The organism is Pseudomonas mercuritolerans (genome assembly GCF_025706525.1).
GTDB lineage: Bacteria > Pseudomonadota > Gammaproteobacteria > Pseudomonadales > Pseudomonadaceae > Aquipseudomonas > Aquipseudomonas mercuritolerans.
The window spans coordinates 14,865-31,444 of record NZ_JAMSHA010000008.1 but is presented as its reverse complement, the minus strand read 5'-3'; the positions used below and the strand labels follow the sequence as shown (position 1 = coordinate 31,444).

Genomic DNA, 16,580 nt, shown 5'->3' with positions numbered 1-16,580 from the left:
ATGTTTTTTCAGTATTTAAAGTGAGTTCAGAAACGCCAGCAACGCAGCGCGCTGCTCGGCATTGAAAGACAAAACCTGTTGCTGCGCCGCCGTCGCTTCGCCGCCATGCCAGAGCACCGCTTCGAGCAGGTTGCGTGCGCGGCCGTCATGCAAAAACTGGGTGTGACCGCTGACCGCTTGCGTCAGACCAATCCCCCACAACGGCGGGGTGCGCCAGTCGCGGCCGGAGGCCTGAAATTCCGTGCGGTTGTCCGCCAGGCCTTCGCCCATGTCATGCAGCAGCAAGTCGCTGTACGGACGAATCACCTGATTGGCCAATTCCGGTTCGGCGGCATCGGCGGCGGTGGTGTATTTCGGCGTGTGGCAGGACTGGCAACCGGCCTGGAAAAACAGATTCTTGCCGGCCAGCACCTGTGGATCGTTGACGCCACGGCGCGCCGGCACTGCGAGATTGCGGCTGTAGAACAGCACCAGCCGCAGGATGTTGTCGCTGACTTCCGGTTCGCCGTCCGGGCCATTGCCGTTCGGCGCCTGTTTGCAGGCAGTCTGCGCCTCGGTGCAATCGTCGAACGGCCGCAGGCTGGTGGTCAGGCCCATGTCACCCGAGAACGCATGAACATTCTGTTGATTGAGATTCGGCTGCCCGGCTTTCCAGCCGAACCGGCCGATGACGGTTTTCTGCAACTGGTCATCCCAGACACGGTTGGGCCGGCCGTTGATGCCATTGTTCTCTTTCGCCTGGGCGGTGGCGTTGGCGAGGATCGCTTGCTCAGGGATGGCTTCGAGCAGGCCCAGACCAATCATCGGCGGCGCCACCCGCGCGGAAAAACGCGTGTCCGGGTGCATCGGGCCGTAACCGAGTTGAGTGATCTGCAGGGTCGGTTTGCGCAACTCGACCTCGGTGCCGTCCTTGAAACGCACCAGCACTGGCGTGTAGTCGACACGCACTTTGCCTTCCGGGGCGACGCCGGGCACGGCCATGTCCTGGAGCTGCCCGCCATACACCGGCTCCGGAACCACGCCGAGCTGTTCGATGACTTTGGCGTAGGGCGGTGCGTCGGGAATCGACAGGCGTACCAGCATCGACACTGCATTGCTTGCATCAGGTGCCGGCGGATGCCCGCGACCGTCCTTGATGTGGCAGTTCTGGCAGGCGTTGGTATTGAACAACGGGCCGAGGCCGTCGCGCGCCGTGGTGGTCGACGGCGCGATCACCCACGGGCTGCGAAAGAAACTGTTGCCGACACTGAAATCCACGCGCCGCGAGGGCGGCAGGTTGGCCGATGGCAGGGAAAAGGCGTTCTGATCGCTCTTGCGCACAGTTGCCGCACCGCCCGAACGCGCTTCCCCCGGCTCGGCCTTGGTGAAACGCGGGGCGTCATCGCAGGCACTCAGGCCCAGGGCCAGCAACAGTGCGGACAAGCGAAGCGGCAACGACAGCATCAGACATCCTGCAAACGGGCGAAAACAAAGGCGCAAAGTCTAACAGGGCGGGGGAGTTTGAATAAGAGGAATTATCGTTTGCTTGATACAGCGCAAATCTGCAGAGCGATGCAAACCCCCTGTAGGAGCTGCCGAAGGCTGCGATCTTTTGATTCTGATCTTCAAAAATCAAGATCAACAGATCGCAGCCTTCGGCAGCTCCTACAGGGGACTGTGAACATGGGGTATGAAAAAGGCGACCCGAAGGTCGCCTCTTTTTGAGCGGACGCTGCGATCAGAACTCGTGATCGGCGCTGTCCGGGTTCAGGTCGCTGATGCCAAGTTTGCCGGCAGCCGCTTCGATCGAGCCGGTCTGCTTGACCAGCGCGACGATGGCGTCGCGGACCACCTGGTTGCCAGCGGTGTTGCCGGCGGCGATCAACTGGTCGTAGTGCTCACCCTTGTTGGCGTGATCGACCATGACCTGGATCTTCGCTTCGGTCGCGGCCAGATCGGCTTTCAGCGCGGTGTCGGCAGCCGGGTCGGCCTTGGCCACCAGCGACGACAGGCTGGCGCCGGTCAGCTTGGTGCCGTCAACACGGGTGTACTCGCCCAGGTAAACGTTACGCACGCCTTTGGCGTCGTAGAAGTGCGAGTAGTGGGTGTTGTCGCTGAAGCAATCCTGCTCGTCTTCCGGGGAGTTGGCTTCCAGGGAAACCTTCATGCGCTCGCCCGCCAGTTCACCCAGGGACAGGCTGCCCATGCCGAAGAGCATTTTGCGCAGGCCGGTTTCGCCTGGCTCGGCTTCCAGGGTGGCGCGGTAGTTGTCGGCCACGTTCGGCTTCCAGTTGCCGACCATTTCTTCCAGGTCGCTGACCAGCAGTTGGGTCACGGCTTTCAGGTAGGCACGACGACGCTCGTTATGACCACCGGTGGCGCCGGCGCCTTCCAGATAGTCCGAGGCCGGACGGTTGCCAGCGCCCGGGCCGGTGCCGTTCAGATCCTGGCCCCAGAGCAGGAATTCGATCGCGTGGTAGCCGGTGGCAACGTTCGCCTCGGAACCGCCCAGCTCGTTGAGGCTGGCGAGTTTTTCCGGGGTGATTTCTTTCACATCGACCTTGTCTTCGCCGACCTGGACTTCGGTGTTGGCGATGATATTGGCGGTGGCGCCCGGGTTACCCAATGCGTGCTCGTAGGATTTGTCTACGTAGTCGATCAGGCCTTCGTCCAGGGGCCAGGCGTTAACCTGACCTTCCCAGTCGTCGATGATGGTGTTGCCGAAGCGGAATACTTCGCTCTGCAGGTACGGCACGCGCGCGGCGACCCAGGCAGCCTTGGCGGCTTTCAGGGTGTCGGCGTTCGGCTTGGCGAGGAACGCGTCGACGGCGGTTTGCAGGGTTTTCGCGGTGGATTCGGCATCGCTGTAAACGGCGAAGACCATGTCGGCATAGTGCGCGACCACAGCCTTGGCGGCGGCGTCGTCAACTTTACCGGCAGCAGGAGCGGGTGCAGCGGCCGGCGCCGGGGCTGGAGCAGCGCTGCTGGAAGCCGGAGTCATCTCGGAGGCTTTTTCTTTGTCCTTGCCTTCGCCGCAACCGGCGAGGGAAATAGCGATGGCCAGCAGACTGGCGGTAGCCAGAGGCATACGAATCATGGCGAACATCCTGCTTCGGTAGTTGAGTGGACTGGCGCCGGGGGCGCGCAAAACTGCGACATAATGCAAATCTTTCGCATTATGTGTAAAGGCGTGCCTGGAAATATTTCTTATTTGCGCAAGAAGATCAAAAGATCGCAGCCTCGTTGCACTGTAGGAGCTGACGAGTGCAACGAGGCTGCGATCTTTTGATCTTTTGATCTTTGAGGCTGCGATCTTTGATCTTTAAAGAATCGCCGCGTTACTGCGTTGCGCCTGCTTGAGGTAAATCCCCAGCTCCCGCGCCGGCAGCGGTTTGCTGTAGTGGTAGCCCTGACCTTCGTGGCAGCCCTCGGAAATGATGTACGTCTCCTGCTCGGCGGTTTCCACGCCCTCGGCAATCACCTGCATGCCCAGGCTCTTGCCCAGTTGAATGATCGCGCGAACGATGGTCGCGTCATCGTCGTCATCGAGCAGGTCCTGAACGAAGCTCTTGTCGATCTTGATCTTGTCCAGCGGCAGGCTTTTCAGATAACTGAGCGATGAATAGCCGGTGCCGAAGTCGTCGATCGCGATCAGCGCACCGGAGCGGCGCAGGCTGAGCAGATGCTGGGCGGCGGTGGTGATGTCTTCCATCAGGCCGGTTTCGGTGACTTCCAGTTCCAGACTGCGCGGCGGCAAGCGGTACATCTGCAACAGGTTGTTGACCACCCGTGGCAGCTCGGCGTGGTGCAGTTGCACGGTGGACAGATTGACCGCCATGCGCAGATCGGCAAAACCCTGATCGTGCCACTCGCGCAATTGCTTGCAGGCCTGATCGAGCACCCACTCGCCGATGGCGATGATCGTGCCGTTCTGTTCGGCCAGCGGAATGAACAGGTCCGGCGGCACCAGGCCGTGTTCCGGATGTTGCCAGCGAATCAGCGCTTCGACGCCGACCACGCGGTGATCGCGGTAGCTGATCTGCGGCTGATAGACGAGGTAGAACTGGTCGCGGATCAGCGCGTCACGCAGGTCTTTTTCCAGCTCGCGACGACGGCGCATCTCGCTGTCGACGCTGGCGATGTAGAACTGATAACGATTGCGCGAGCGGGTCTTGGCCAGGGTCATGGTCTGCTCGGCTTTCTGCAACAGCTTCTCGGTGCTGTCGCCGTCCTCCGGAAACAGGGTGATGCCGATGGTCGCGCGCAGGCGGATCTCCTGATCGTCGAGGGCGAAGGGCGCCTCGAGGTCATCGAGAATGCTCTGCGCCAGTTCTGCTGCTTCGTAAGGCTGTTCAATGTCGGCCTGCACCAGCGCGAACTGATCGCCGCCCAGTCGAGCGAGGGCGCCGAGACGACCGCTGTGGGCACGTAAACGATCGGCCAGGGCCAGCAGCAATTGGTCGCCGGTCTGGTAGCTGAATTGCTCGTTGATGCCCTTGAAGTCATCCAGGCCGACGCACAACACGGCGACGCGGCGCTGCAATTTGCCGGCATCGACGAGAATCTTGTCCAGTTGCTGCTGCAATTGCTGGCGGTTCGGCAGACCGGTGAGAAAATCGTACTGGGCCATGCGCAGCAGGCTGTTTTCCGCTTCGTGGCGCAGGTGGGTGTTGCGTTCGATGGACTCGAGCAACTGGTTGGCGGTGTTGATCCACAGGCCCAGTTCGTTTTTTTCGTGGCCCTTGATTTGCGGAATCTTGTGTGCGCTGGGGCGATCGGGGTTGATCTCGGTGAGGTGCTCAATGATTCGCGACAGCGGTTTGGTCAGCAGCCAGTGATAGACCAGATACAGCACCAGGCCCAACGCCAGTGCGCGCAACACCCCGGAAATGAAAATGATCACCGAGCTGACAATGAACCCTTCGCCATAAGTGGCGGTATCGAGGGTGATGCTCAGGTCGCCGTAGTATTCGCTGTAAGGGCCACGGCCGACCAGTTGCGTGGTGAAGGTGCGTTCCTGGCCGAGAATCAGGTCGGTCAGCCAACGGCTGTTGGAATGCTGCAGTTCGCGGGATTTCTGCGCGAGCATGGCTTCGTTGGGGTGGCCGATGGAGGCCTGACGCACGGCGTCGTCCTGGAACAGCCCTTCGATCACCTGCATACCCATTTCCCGATCCAGGCTGTACACGGCCTGGGTCGATGGATCGCGGAACATGTCGAGGATCCGTTCGGCGTCGCCGGCCACTGCCTGACGGGTCTTGTAGGCATCGAAGACAATCTGCGCGCAGCTCAAGACTACGCCTACGATCAATGCCGACAGGAGCACGACCCGGAGCAACTTCACCGACAAGCTGTTCTTGAGTTCCAGCTTCAAAGGGTTATTCCTTGTTCCGTGCGGGTAGCGTCAAGTTGCCATGAGTATTGGCAATCCCGGGTTGGCAGTCAAAGGGACAATCGGGCACGGGAAAAGTCGCCGTGATCCTGGCCGCAATGTCGTCATTTGAGTAATAGCTCTGAATTAACTGTGTCGGTTGCAATTGCCTTCAACTTGAGCACTGGGCCAAAGATTTTTTCCTGTCTGTGATGGTAGACGGCTGAGGGCTGGCGGCAAACGGCGTGAAGCTGCTTTTACCGTGCGAGAAACGCCATGCGCCGGGCATAAAAAACCCGGCCGAAGCCGGGTTTCTTGTCTGGCGCGCAGCTTAAGCGGTGAAGGTTTTGCCTTCGAACTGCTCGGCCACGAACTTCCAGTTGACCAGGTTCCAGAACGCTTCAACGTACTTCGGACGCAGGTTGCGGTAGTCGATGTAGTAAGCGTGTTCCCAGACGTCGCAGGTCAGCAGCGGGGTGTCGCCGCTGGTCAGCGGGTTGCCGGCGCCGATGGTGCTGGCGAGGGCCAGGGAACCGTCAGCCTTTTTCACCAGCCAGCCCCAGCCGGAACCGAAGGTGCCGATCGAGGTTTTGCTGAATTCTTCCTTGAACTTGTCGAACGAACCGAACGCTGCGTTGATGGCATCTGCCAGAGCGCCGGTTGGTTGACCGCCGGCGTTTGGCGCCAGGCAGTTCCAGTAGAAAGTGTGGTTCCAGACCTGAGCGGCGTTGTTGAAGATGCCGCCCGAAGAAGTCTTGACGATTTCTTCCAGGGTCTTGCCTTCAAACTCGGTGCCTGGCACCAGGTTGTTCAGGTTCACGACGTAGGTGTTGTGGTGCTTGTCGTGGTGGAACTCCAGGGTTTCCTTGGAGATGTGCGGCTGCAGGGCATCGTGTGCGTAAGGCAGCGGCGGCAATTCGAAAGCCATGATGATTCTCCTAATCAGGTCTGTTGCGGTGAGCGCAAGGCCGATCACGGGCGGCCGGAAATGCACCGGCGAGTTTTTACTCTTTGCGGCGCAGGGTTCGGATCATAGCACCGGGGTCGCGCCTTAACCACGCAACAACTGTGTGGGATAGAGGTTCCAGAGCCTTTGGCAATTATTCATCCGGCGATGATCAACTGCGCGGCGACGGCGAACATCATCAACGCCACCACCAAATCGAGAATGCGCCACGTGCTCGGGCGGGCCAGCCACGGTGCCAGCCACGCCGCGCCGAGGGCCAGGGTAAAAAACCACAACAACGATGCACTCGCCGCGCCGACCACATAAGCGCCCGGCACCGATTGCTGCGCGCCCAGCGAGCCGATCAGCAATACCGTATCCAGATAAACGTGGGGGTTGAGCAAGGTCACCGCCAGAGCGCTGAGCATCACTGCGCGCAGCGAACGCACGGTCTGGTTCTCGCCTTGCTCAAGGCTCTGTTTCGAGCAGGCCCGGCGCAGCGCCTGGCTGCCGTACCAGATCAGGAACGTCGCACCGCCCCAACGGGCGATCGCCAGCAGGGTCGGGTTCTGCGCCAGAATCGTCGCCAGGCCGAACACCCCGGCCGCGACCAGAATTGCGTCACACACCACGCACAATGCCGCCACCGGCAAATGGTGTTCACGGCGCAGGCTTTGCGCCAAGACAAAAGCGTTCTGCGTGCCGATCGCCATGATCAGGCCGAACGCCACCAACAGGCCGTTTACGTAGCTTTGCCACATGGGAGAGATCCTTTGAAAGAGAGTGCTTGCTGGCTATTCTCCGGTGTGACGCTGTATAAGAAAAACCAATAGTGCTGATCGCCCATTAGGAAAACTGATGTTCGACTATAAATTGCTTTCCGCGCTCGCCGCTGTGGTCGAGCAGGCCGGATTCGATCGCGCCGCACAAGTGCTGGGCCTGTCGCAGTCGGCGATCTCCCAGCGCATCAAATTGCTCGAGGCGCGGGTCGGCCAGCCAGTGCTGGTGCGCGGAACACCGCCAGCGCCGACCGAGATCGGCCGACGCTTGCTCAACCATGTGCAGCAGGTGCGTCTGCTCGAGCGCGACTTGCAATCAGTGGTGCCGGCGCTGGACGAAGAAGGCTTGCCCGATCGCCTGCGCATCGCCCTCAACGCCGACAGCCTCGCCACTTGGTGGGCCGAGGCCGTCGGCGATTTCTGCGCCGAGCAGCATTTGTTGCTCGACCTGATCGTCGAAGACCAGACCGTCGGCCTCAAGCGTATGCGTGCCGGTGAAGTGGCCGCATGCCTGTGTGCCAGCGAACGGCCGGTGGCAGGTGCCCGCAGCGTATTGCTCGGCGCCATGCGCTATCGGGCGCTAGCCAGTCCAGCGTTCATCGCTCGGCATTTTCCCGATGGGGTGCGCGCCGAACAGCTGCCGCGCACCCCGGCGCTGGTTTTCGGCCCGGACGATTTCCTTCAGCATCGCTATCTGGCGCTGTTGGGCGTCGACGGCGCTTTTGAACATCACTTATGCCCGTCTTCCGAAGGCTTCATTCGCCTGACCGAAGCCGGTCTGGGCTGGGGCCTGGTGCCAGAGCTGCAGGTGCGCGAGCAATTGCAACGCGGGGTGCTGCGCGAATTGCTGCCAGATAAACCGATAGACGTGCCGCTGTACTGGCATCATTGGCGCAATGGCGGCCAGTTGCTCAATCTACTGACCGAACAACTGCTGCGCTCCGCAAAGCAATGGCTAGTGGCTTGAGCGCAGCAACAAGCGTCAAGCTGCAAGAACACGCACCGTTTCAACTTGCAGCTGAAAGCTCGAAGCTTGCAGCTGCTTCCCTGGAGTTTTTGATGAAGATTTTGGTTACCGGCGCCAGCGGCTTTATTGGCGGGCGCTTTGCGCGTTTCGCCCTGGAGCAGGGCCTTGAAGTGCGGGTCAACGGTCGCCGGGCCGAGAGCGTCGAGCATCTGGTGCGCCGGGGCGCGGAGTTCGTGCCGGGCGATCTGAGCGACGCCGATCTGGTGCGGGATCTGTGCAACGATGTCGAAGCCGTGGTGCATTGCGCCGGTGCTGTCGGTGTGTGGGGGCGTTATCAGGACTTTCATCAGGGCAACGTCGAAGTCACCGAAAACGTCGTCGAAGCGTGCCTCAAGCAGCGGGTGCGGCGGCTGGTGCATCTGTCGTCGCCGTCGATCTATTTCGATGGCCGCGACCATCTCGGTCTGACCGAAGAGCAAGTGCCCAAACGCTTCAAGCATCCCTACGCCGCGACCAAATATCTGGCCGAGCAGAAAGTCTTCGGTGCCCAGGAGTTCGGTCTGGAAACCATCGCCCTGCGCCCGCGTTTCGTCACCGGTGCCGGCGACATGAGCATCTTCCCGCGCCTGCTGAAGATGCAGCGCAAGGGCCGGCTGGCGATCATCGGCGACGGCTTGAACAAGGTCGATTTCACCAGCGTGCAAAACCTCAACGAAGCCATGCTCAGCAGCCTGTTGGCGCAAGGTTCGGCGCTGGGCAAGGCCTACAACATCAGCAACGGCACGCCGGTGCCGCTGTGGGACGTGGTCAATTACGTGATGCGGCGGATGGAAGTTGATCAGGTGCGCAAATACCGCTCCTACGGTCTGGCCTACAGCGTCGCGGCGCTCAACGAAGGCGCGTGCATGCTCTGGCCGGGACGCCCGGAGCCGACCCTGTCGCGCCTGGGCATGCAGGTCATGAAAAAAAATTTCACCCTCGACATCAGCCGCGCCCGGCATTATCTCGACTACGATCCGAAAGTCAGCCTGTGGGCGGCCCTCGATGAGTTCTGTGCGTGGTGGAAAGCCCAGGACATCCGTTGAAACGATTCGGCCGGGCGGCAATGAACCGCCTTGCGGGTTGAGGGTCAATGCCTGCGGCTGCGGCGGTTATACTTCGCAGCATTTAGCCATCACCGCGTTTGCCAAAGGTTGCCTCAATGTCCATGCGAAACGATGCCCACGACGACGATTTCGATAACGTGCCAAGCCTGCGCGCCGATCCGTTCGACGACGATGACATCGCCCCCAGCCCCCGTACATCCGTGCATTCGCGCAGCGCGCCAGTGGTCAAGGTCAAGGCCGCCAGCACTGGGCCGCTGTGGGCGCTGGTCGGCGCGTTGTTTTTCGCCTTCATCGGTCTGGCCTGGTGGAGCTTCCAGCAGATTTCGCTGATGGAGCAGCAACTGGTTGCCACCCAGGAAAGCTTTGCCCGCATCAGCGAAGAAGCGGCGGGGCGCCTGCAGGATATTTCCGGCAAGGTTGTCGCCAGCCAGAGCAACGTCAACAGTGACAGCGAAGCGCTGAAGCTGCAGATCAAACAACTCGAAGGCAAGCTGCTCGACCAGAGCAAGCAGCAGCAAGGCGTGGCCGGGCAGGCCAGCGAGCTGGACAAGCGGCTGGCGCAGATGACCGCGCAGACCACCGAACAGCAGAACGCCAATACGCAGTTGCAGGCGCAGGTCAAAGCCTTGAGCGCCGAGCTGGCGACCATTAAAAGCACCCCGGCCGATACCAGCAAGGTCGATGCCCAGTTGAAAGCCTTCGACGCCCAGTTCAAAAGCCTCGGCGCCGATATCGCCGCGCTGAAGAAACAGGGCAATCCGAGCGCGGCGATCGACCGTCTGGAGCAGGACATCGTGGTGCTGAAAAGTCAGCAGGACAACCGCCCGGCAGCGCCACAGGGTGGCGGCAACACCGCCGAGTTCGATGCGTTCCGCGCGCAGATGACCCGCAACCTGAATACCTTGCAGGCGCAGATCCAGAATCTCCAGCAGCAGATCAATTCTCGCCCGTAGCGACTGATCTGTTGCCCGGAGGGCTTTGTCCCCTTACCACAGGGGCCTGTAATCCCCTGCATCATTCTGAATACTCGTACATCAGCCCAAGCCGTCTACGCTCTTGAGACACCAAAAAGAACGAGGGATGCGCTATGGGGTTTTTGCATAAAGTGGCCTGGCTCGGCCTGATTCTGTTGGCCGGTTTCGGTCAGGCCAGCGCCGCCACCGCCGCCAAGGATGACAGTCAGGCCGCCATCGCCCTGCTGGAAAAAGCCTTGGCCTATTACCACGACAATGGCGACAAGGCGTTTGCCGCCTTCAGCCGCCAGGGTGAGTTCGTCGACAAGGATCGCTACGTGTTCGTCCTCGACACCAAAGGCGTCATGCTTGCCAGTGGCGGGCCGTCATCGGCGCTGATCGGCCGTGATGTCAGCGAAGTGCTCGGGCCGGATCTGCAGAAGGCGTTCAAGGATGCGCTGAAAGTGCCGGAAGGCAATGGCATCCAGCAGGCCGAATATCGCTGGCAGAACTGGGCCGACGGCAAGGTCGAGCGCAAGCATGTGTTCTATCAGCGCGTCGGGCAGCGCATTCTCGCGGTGGGTTACTACCTGCCACGGGCTTCGGCTGAGCAGGCCAAGGCCTTGCTGGACAAAGCCGCGACGGATCTGAGCAAGGACGAGAAGGGCACGTTGGTGGCGATCAACTCGCTCAAGGGCGGGTATCTGCAGGATGACCTGTATGTCTTCGTGGTCGATCTGAACAACCAGCGCTATGTCGCCCACGGCACCAATCTGCGTTTGATCAACACTGATTTTGGCAAGGTCAAGGATCCGGAAGGCAAACCGGTGGGCGAGCCGATTCTGGCGCTGATCGGCAAGCAGGATGAAGGCGAATATGAATACCGCTGGAAAAACCCGGTAACCGGCAAGATCGAGGACAAGCATGCGTACCTGAAAAAGGTCGGGCATTTCCTCGTCGCGGTGGGTTACTACAGCCCTTGAGCGAACACCGTTCCCTTGTGGGAGCGAGCCTGCTCGCGAAGCGGTGTGTCATTCAGCTATGTGTCGGCTGACACCGCGCCTTCGCGAGCAGGCTCGCTCCCACAGTGGTATTTGTTGCGGCAATTATTTCGCGCCGTGCTCGCGCCCGCGCAGCAGGTTGTTCGGCATGGCAATCGCCGCTGCCAGCCCGAGCAACGACACTGCCGTGCTGACCCAGAGCAGGTGGCGGAAGGTCACCAGCAGCTCCGCGCGCAAAGCGTTCTGCGCTTCGCCGGGTGCTGCGTTCAGGCCATCGAGCAGGACGTTGCCCGAATGCCCTTCGCTGATCAGCGAACTGTTCGCCAGATGGGCGAAACTGGAGTCGTGCAATAACGCCAGCAGCAGCGCCGACATCAACGCCACGCCCACCGCGCCGCCCAGTGAGCGGAACAGGTTGGTGGTGCTGGTGGCGACGCCGATGTCGCGTTGTTCCACCGAGTTCTGCGTGCCGACCAGCGAGGTCGGGAACTGCATGCCGCCGGCGATGCCGCTGAGCAGCATGAACAGACCGCTGAGCAGCGTTGCTTGTGGCGGACTGAAGGCCATGCCGAGAATCGAGATCGGCATGAGGATCGCCCCGGTGAGAATCTGCGGTTTGTAGCGTCCGGTGATCGAGGTGCGGCGGCCGGCGAAATAGGCACCGATCGGCAAGCCCATCGCCAGTGGCAGCAAGTGCAACGCCGCGCTGTCGGCGCCAGCGCCGGTGACGCTTTGGAAGCGCAGCGGCATCAGCACGATCAGCGAGATGGCCTGGAAACTGGTGAAGAAGATCGTGCACCAGCACAGCAGGGCATTGCGGTTGGCGAACAGGTGCATCGGCAGCAACGGCTCCCGCGCCCGGCGTTCATGCCAGACGAACAGCGCCAGCACCACCACGGCACAAGCGAACAGGCCGAGCACTTCGCTGCTGCGCCATGAATGACCCTGGCCGACTTCGGTGATACCGAGCAACAACGCGGTCAGGCCGATGATCATCAGCACCGTGCCGAGATAATCGATCACCGGTTTGCGCTGTGGAATCGGCAAGCCGCGCAGATTGCGCCGAGCCACCCACCAGGCGCCGAGGCCCAGCGGCAGGTTGATCAGAAACACCCAGCGCCACGACAGGTATTCGGTCATGTAGCCGCCAAGCACCGGACCGGCAACGCTGGCCACGGCGTACATGCTGCTGAAATAACCCTGATAGCGCCCGCGTTCACGTGGAGGGACGATGTCGCCGATGATCGCCTGACTCACCGAGATCATGCCGCCGGCGCCGATGCCTTGAAGGATTCGCGCCAGCACCAACTGCTCCATGCTCTGCGCCATGCCGCAGAACAGCGAGGCGAGGGTGAACAGGCCCATACCGAACAGCATCAGTTTGCGCCGCCCGTAAAGGTCACCAAGCTTGCCGTAGATCGGCACCGCCACGGTCATCGCCACCATGTAACCGGAAATCACCCAGGCCAGCAGGCTGACGTCCTTGAATTGCGCGGAGATCGCCGGCATCGACACGGCGACGATGGTCTGGTCCAGCGCACCGAGGAAGATCGCCATCATCAAGGCGACCAGCACGCTGCGAATGGCCGGTTTGGGCGTTTCAGGCTGATTGAGAGTGGTCACGGAAAACCTGCGGGCAGTGATTGACCCGCATGGACAAGGCGAGCGGGTAAGTGCTCGCCAGTGTAAGTCGATAGCAGGCTATTCGATAGCCTCGTACGGAAGCCCGACGTAATTTTCTGCAATGGTTTTTTGCCCGGCTTGCGAGCTGACAAAATAGTCCAGTTCCGACGCGCTGATGCGTTGGCTGAATTCATCATGCTCGTCGAAGCGATGCAGCATCGACGTCATCCACCAGGAAAATCGTTCGGCTTTCCATACTCGGCGCAGGCAGATTTCCGAGTATTTTTCCAGCAGATCGGTGCGGCCTTCGCGATAGACCTTCAGCAGAATATTGAACAACGTGCTGACATCGCTGGCCGCCAGGTTCAAGCCTTTGGCGCCAGTGGGCGGGACGATGTGGGCGGCGTCGCCGACCAGGAACATCCGGCCGTATTGCATCGGTTCGACAACAAAACTGCGTAGCGGCGCGATGCTTTTTTCGATCGAAGGACCGGTCACAAGTTTTTCCGCGAGGGCATCCGGCAGGCGTTTTTTCAGCTCATCCCAGAAACGCTGATCGCTCCAGTCATCGACGTTTTCATCCGCCGGCACTTGCAGGTAATAGCGGGTACGGGTGGCCGAACGCATGCTGCACAAGGCGAAGCCGCGTTCGTGGCGGGCGTAGACCAATTCATCGTGGACCGGCGGTGTGTCGGCGAGAATCCCCAGCCAGCCGAACGGGTAGACCCGCTCGAAAATCTTCAGGCTATCGGCAGGAATCGACTGGCGGGCGACGCCGTGGAAACCATCGCAACCGGCGATGTAATCGCAATCGACGCGCCAGCTTTCACCGTCCTTTTCGAAGGTGACAAAAGCTTCGTCGCTTTTCATGCCATGGGGAACGACATTGCTCGCCTGATAAATTGTTGGCGCGCCGGCCTCCCGACGAGCGGCCATCAGGTCGCGGGTGACCTCGGTCTGGCCGTAGACCATTACTGTTTTGCCGCCGGTCAGCGCCTGCAGGTCGATGTGCACCTGACGCCCGTCCAGCGCCAGATCGAAGCCGCCATGGACCAGACCTTCGGCATCCATTCGCTGACCGACGCCGGCCTCACGCAGCAGCTCTACCATGCCTTGTTCAAGCACACCGGCACGGATGCGGCCAAGAATGTAATCGGGCGTCTGGCGTTCGAGGATCAGGGTGTCGATGCCAGCGTTGTGCAGCAACTGGCCGAGGAGCAGTCCGGAAGGACCGGCGCCGATAATGGCGACTTGGGTTTTCAGGGTTTTCATTGTTTTTATGACTCGCAAGCTTCACGCAGCAACAGCCGGTGAATGATTTTATGGATCGAGTGCTTGCATTTTTCCCTTGCGGGTCTGTCAATTGAAGGTGAAAACTGAGCCGATACCTGTACATTCTGCCAATCGGTGCGATTATCGCCCAAAAACCAGAGGCCTGGATTGAAGTATGAACAAGCCTGCCCTGCCTTCTATTCCGGTGTTCAAGCTCTACGGTGAAAGCCTGGACTGGCCGACCCCGGACTTGCTGCACTGTGAAACCATTTCCTCGCGCAGTCGCGAACATCAATGGGAAATCAAACCTCACCGCCACGCAGATCTGTGCCAGCTGCTGTTCGTTTTCAAAGGTCAGGCAGAGCTAGAAATCGAAGGCCAGCGCACCCAACTCGAGACTCCGGCGATACAGGTGCTGCCACCGTTGTCGGTGCACGGCTTTCGTTTTTCCGAGGATGTTGAAGGCTTCATCGTCACCTTGGCCACGCCGCTGATCAACCATTTGCAGGCGCAACTGGGCGATTCGGTACACGCGTTGGCTCGGGCGGAAAACTACCCGGCCGGCAAGGATGGCGATTATCTCAACAGCCTGTTTTCAGCGTTGCAGGCCGAGTACAACGGCCATCAACCGGCGCGGGAAATGCTCATGCATTCGCTGGTCAGCGTGATCATGGTCTGGGTCAGCCGCCAGGCGATCGTTCGTCACAAGGCCAGCCAACGGCCGCAACGCCAACGCGAATACCTCAACGGTTTCATTCAGTTGGTGGAAGAGACTTACCGCCAGCACGTCAAGGTCGAAGACCTCGCCCATCGCCTGGGCATCTCCGTGTCGCACCTCAACGGCACCTGCCGTGAATTGGCCGGGCAACCGGCGTTGCAGATCATGCACGAGCGTCAGTTGCTGGAAGCCAAACGCCTGCTGACCTACACCAGCATGACGATCTACGAGATGTCGGAGTTGCTGGGGTTTTCCGATCCGACCAACTTCACGCGCCTGTTCCGTCGCCGCGTGGGGATTTCGCCAAAGGCGTTCCGCGACCGCTTGAAGGCCGAGCAACAATCCTGATGCGCTGATGAGCCCTGTGGGAGCGAGCCTGCTCGCGAATACGCTCTTTCACTCAGCAACGATGCTGGCTGACACCGCGCATTCGCGAGCAGGCTCGCTCCCACAGAGTTGCATTCCAGCTCAGGTCTATCAGCGCAATGCGTTCAACGTGGCATTGTGCGGAATACACCGCTCATAGTTGCAGCTCGCGTACTCGCGCGGCAGCTGGCGCAACTGCTCGACCCGCCAGGCAGCGGTGCCGTACAGCGCCAGCGTGGCGGCGCAGGTGATGAAGATGGCGGCGTATCTTTTTGTTTTGATGTTCATGGTGTTCGACCTCTGAACGTCTATCTTGCGGTATTACTTTGAGCATAGGTCAGCGGCGCGCACTTGCCAGCGAGTGCGCTTGAGGATTTAGCCGGCCATTCAGCGAATTGATGCCCATGTGGGAGCGAGCCTGCTCGCGAAGGCGGTGGTGCAAGCGACATCAATGTTGAAGGTACTGGCCTCTTCGCGAGCAGGCTCGCTCCCACAAGGGATCGGGTTTACAGGCCGACATCCCACGCGGGATTTTCGGGAAAGCGCTGCACCAGAAAATCGAGCATGCTGCGCAGTGCCGCCGGCATGTGTTTGCGGGAGGCGTACACCGCGTAGATATTCATCTGTCGCGGTTCTGCGTGTGGCAGCAAACGCAGCAGCTCGCCGTTGTGAATATGCACGCCAGCCTGGTAGGTCGGCAGCATCGCCACGCCCGCGCCGGCCAGGGTTGCGCGCAGAAGGGTGCTGGCCTCGTTGGCGCTGATATTGCCCTGCACCGGTACCGAAACCGGTTCGCCATCCTCCTCGAAATGCCACAGGCTCTTGCCGAAATAGGAATGGGTCAGGCAGTTATGTCGGCTCAAATCCTCAACCGTCTGCGGCGCCGGATGCTCAAGCAGATAAGCCGGCGCTGCGCAGACCACCGAGCGGCACACGGTCAGGCGCCGGGCGATCAGATTCGGATCAAGATCATTGCTGGTGCGAATCGCCAGATCGATGCGTTCATCGACCAGATTCACCGTGCGGTCGAGCATTTGCAGATCGATACTCACGCCGGGGTAAAACCTGACGTACGCCGCCACCGCATCGGCCAGTTGCGCCTGGCCAAACGAGGTGCTGACGCTGATCCGCAGCAGTCCGCGCGGCGCGTCATCGGGTTCGCTGACGGCGGCCTGCATGTCCTGCGACAAGTCGAGCATCTGCCGGCAGCGCGGGAGGATTTCACTGCCAGCGGCGGTCAGGCTCAATTTGCGCGTGGTGCGGTGCATCAGCCGCGCGCCGACCCAGTCTTCCAGCTCCGCCAGATAGCGCGACACTACCGGCCGCGACAGGTCGAGGTGATCGGCCGCCGCCGACTGGCTGCCCAAGTCCACCACCGTGACGAATATCCGCATTGCTTGAAGCCGATCCATGATTTGCCCGCTTTCAGAAACAAACTATGTCCAAGCATCGCATTTTTTGTACTGAGTCTGGCAACTAAGCTCTGTTGCATCGCCAGA

Annotated in this window: 14 protein-coding genes; 5 read left to right on the top strand and 9 right to left on the bottom strand. The window is 60.6% G+C overall.

Translation table 11 applies throughout. The features are described from left to right. Nucleotides 1–15: 15 nt before the first annotated feature. The 5 genes from ND528_RS21420 to ND528_RS21400 all read right to left on the bottom strand — a co-directional run bounded on the left by ND528_RS21420 (nucleotide 16) and on the right by ND528_RS21400 (nucleotide 7,057). A complete protein-coding gene (locus ND528_RS21420; protein ID WP_408005059.1) occupies nucleotides 16–1,440 on the bottom strand; it encodes a di-heme oxidoreductase family protein in 1,425 nt (474 codons plus the stop codon). A gap of 277 nt (nucleotides 1,441–1,717) precedes the next feature. Continuing rightward, complete coding sequence (locus ND528_RS21415) at nucleotides 1,718–3,076, bottom strand: imelysin family protein (protein ID WP_263471196.1); 1,359 nt, start codon at nucleotides 3,074–3,076, stop codon at nucleotides 1,718–1,720. A gap of 225 nt (nucleotides 3,077–3,301) precedes the next feature. After that, entirely contained in the window at nucleotides 3,302–5,353 is a 2,052-nt protein-coding gene (locus ND528_RS21410; protein WP_137214045.1) for a putative bifunctional diguanylate cyclase/phosphodiesterase, read from the bottom strand. A 328-nt stretch (nucleotides 5,354–5,681) separates the two neighbouring features. Next, nucleotides 5,682–6,278, bottom strand: coding sequence for a superoxide dismutase (locus tag ND528_RS21405; RefSeq protein ID WP_016773431.1), 597 nt, complete (start codon nucleotides 6,276–6,278; stop codon nucleotides 5,682–5,684). 176 nt (nucleotides 6,279–6,454) lie between these two features. Next, the gene (locus tag ND528_RS21400) at nucleotides 6,455–7,057 is read right to left on the bottom strand and encodes a LysE/ArgO family amino acid transporter (protein ID WP_016773432.1); all 603 of its coding nucleotides are present in this window, start codon (nucleotides 7,055–7,057) and stop codon (nucleotides 6,455–6,457) included. A 97-nt stretch (nucleotides 7,058–7,154) separates the two neighbouring features. Here ND528_RS21400 and ND528_RS21395 point away from each other — a divergent pair, with 97 nt between their 5' ends. The 4 genes from ND528_RS21395 to ND528_RS21380 all read left to right on the top strand — a co-directional run bounded on the left by ND528_RS21395 (nucleotide 7,155) and on the right by ND528_RS21380 (nucleotide 11,084). Then, entirely contained in the window at nucleotides 7,155–8,042 is an 888-nt protein-coding gene (locus ND528_RS21395) for a LysR family transcriptional regulator ArgP (protein ID WP_137214044.1), read from the top strand. Nucleotides 8,043–8,134: 92 nt separating this feature from the next. Further along, nucleotides 8,135–9,127 (top strand): NAD-dependent epimerase/dehydratase family protein, encoded by a 993-nt coding sequence (locus tag ND528_RS21390; protein WP_137214043.1) that lies wholly within the window; start codon nucleotides 8,135–8,137, stop codon nucleotides 9,125–9,127. Nucleotides 9,128–9,243: 116 nt separating this feature from the next. Beyond that, complete coding sequence (locus tag ND528_RS21385; RefSeq protein ID WP_130910931.1) at nucleotides 9,244–10,101, top strand: ATPase; 858 nt, start codon at nucleotides 9,244–9,246, stop codon at nucleotides 10,099–10,101. 134 nt (nucleotides 10,102–10,235) lie between these two features. Next, nucleotides 10,236–11,084 (top strand): cache domain-containing protein, encoded by an 849-nt coding sequence (locus ND528_RS21380; RefSeq protein WP_197890832.1) that lies wholly within the window; start codon nucleotides 10,236–10,238, stop codon nucleotides 11,082–11,084. 123 nt (nucleotides 11,085–11,207) lie between these two features. On the opposite strand, the gene ND528_RS21375 is transcribed toward ND528_RS21380, so the two are convergent. Continuing rightward, nucleotides 11,208–12,725: an MDR family MFS transporter gene (locus ND528_RS21375; RefSeq protein ID WP_071173411.1), complete on the bottom strand. Its 1,518-nt coding sequence runs from the start codon at nucleotides 12,723–12,725 to the stop codon at nucleotides 11,208–11,210. A gap of 78 nt (nucleotides 12,726–12,803) precedes the next feature. Further along, the gene (gene pobA / locus ND528_RS21370) at nucleotides 12,804–13,997 is read right to left on the bottom strand and encodes a 4-hydroxybenzoate 3-monooxygenase (protein WP_263471195.1); all 1,194 of its coding nucleotides are present in this window, start codon (nucleotides 13,995–13,997) and stop codon (nucleotides 12,804–12,806) included. Nucleotides 13,998–14,172: 175 nt separating this feature from the next. Here pobA and ND528_RS21365 point away from each other — a divergent pair, with 175 nt between their 5' ends. Further along, nucleotides 14,173–15,063 carry a helix-turn-helix domain-containing protein gene (locus ND528_RS21365; protein WP_024014136.1) on the top strand — a complete coding sequence of 297 codons (891 nt, stop codon included), beginning with the start codon at nucleotides 14,173–14,175 and terminating at the stop codon, nucleotides 15,061–15,063. A 129-nt stretch (nucleotides 15,064–15,192) separates the two neighbouring features. Here the strand turns inward: ND528_RS21365 and ND528_RS21360 are convergent, their stop codons facing one another. Both ND528_RS21360 and ND528_RS21355 read right to left on the bottom strand, forming a co-directional pair. Further along, entirely contained in the window at nucleotides 15,193–15,369 is a 177-nt protein-coding gene (locus tag ND528_RS21360; RefSeq protein ID WP_016773438.1) for a hypothetical protein, read from the bottom strand. Between the two features lie 218 nt (nucleotides 15,370–15,587). After that, on the bottom strand, nucleotides 15,588–16,493 hold the full coding sequence (locus tag ND528_RS21355) for a LysR family transcriptional regulator (RefSeq protein WP_263471194.1): 906 nt from the start codon (nucleotides 16,491–16,493) through the stop codon (nucleotides 15,588–15,590). Between the last annotated feature and the right edge of the window lie 87 nt (nucleotides 16,494–16,580).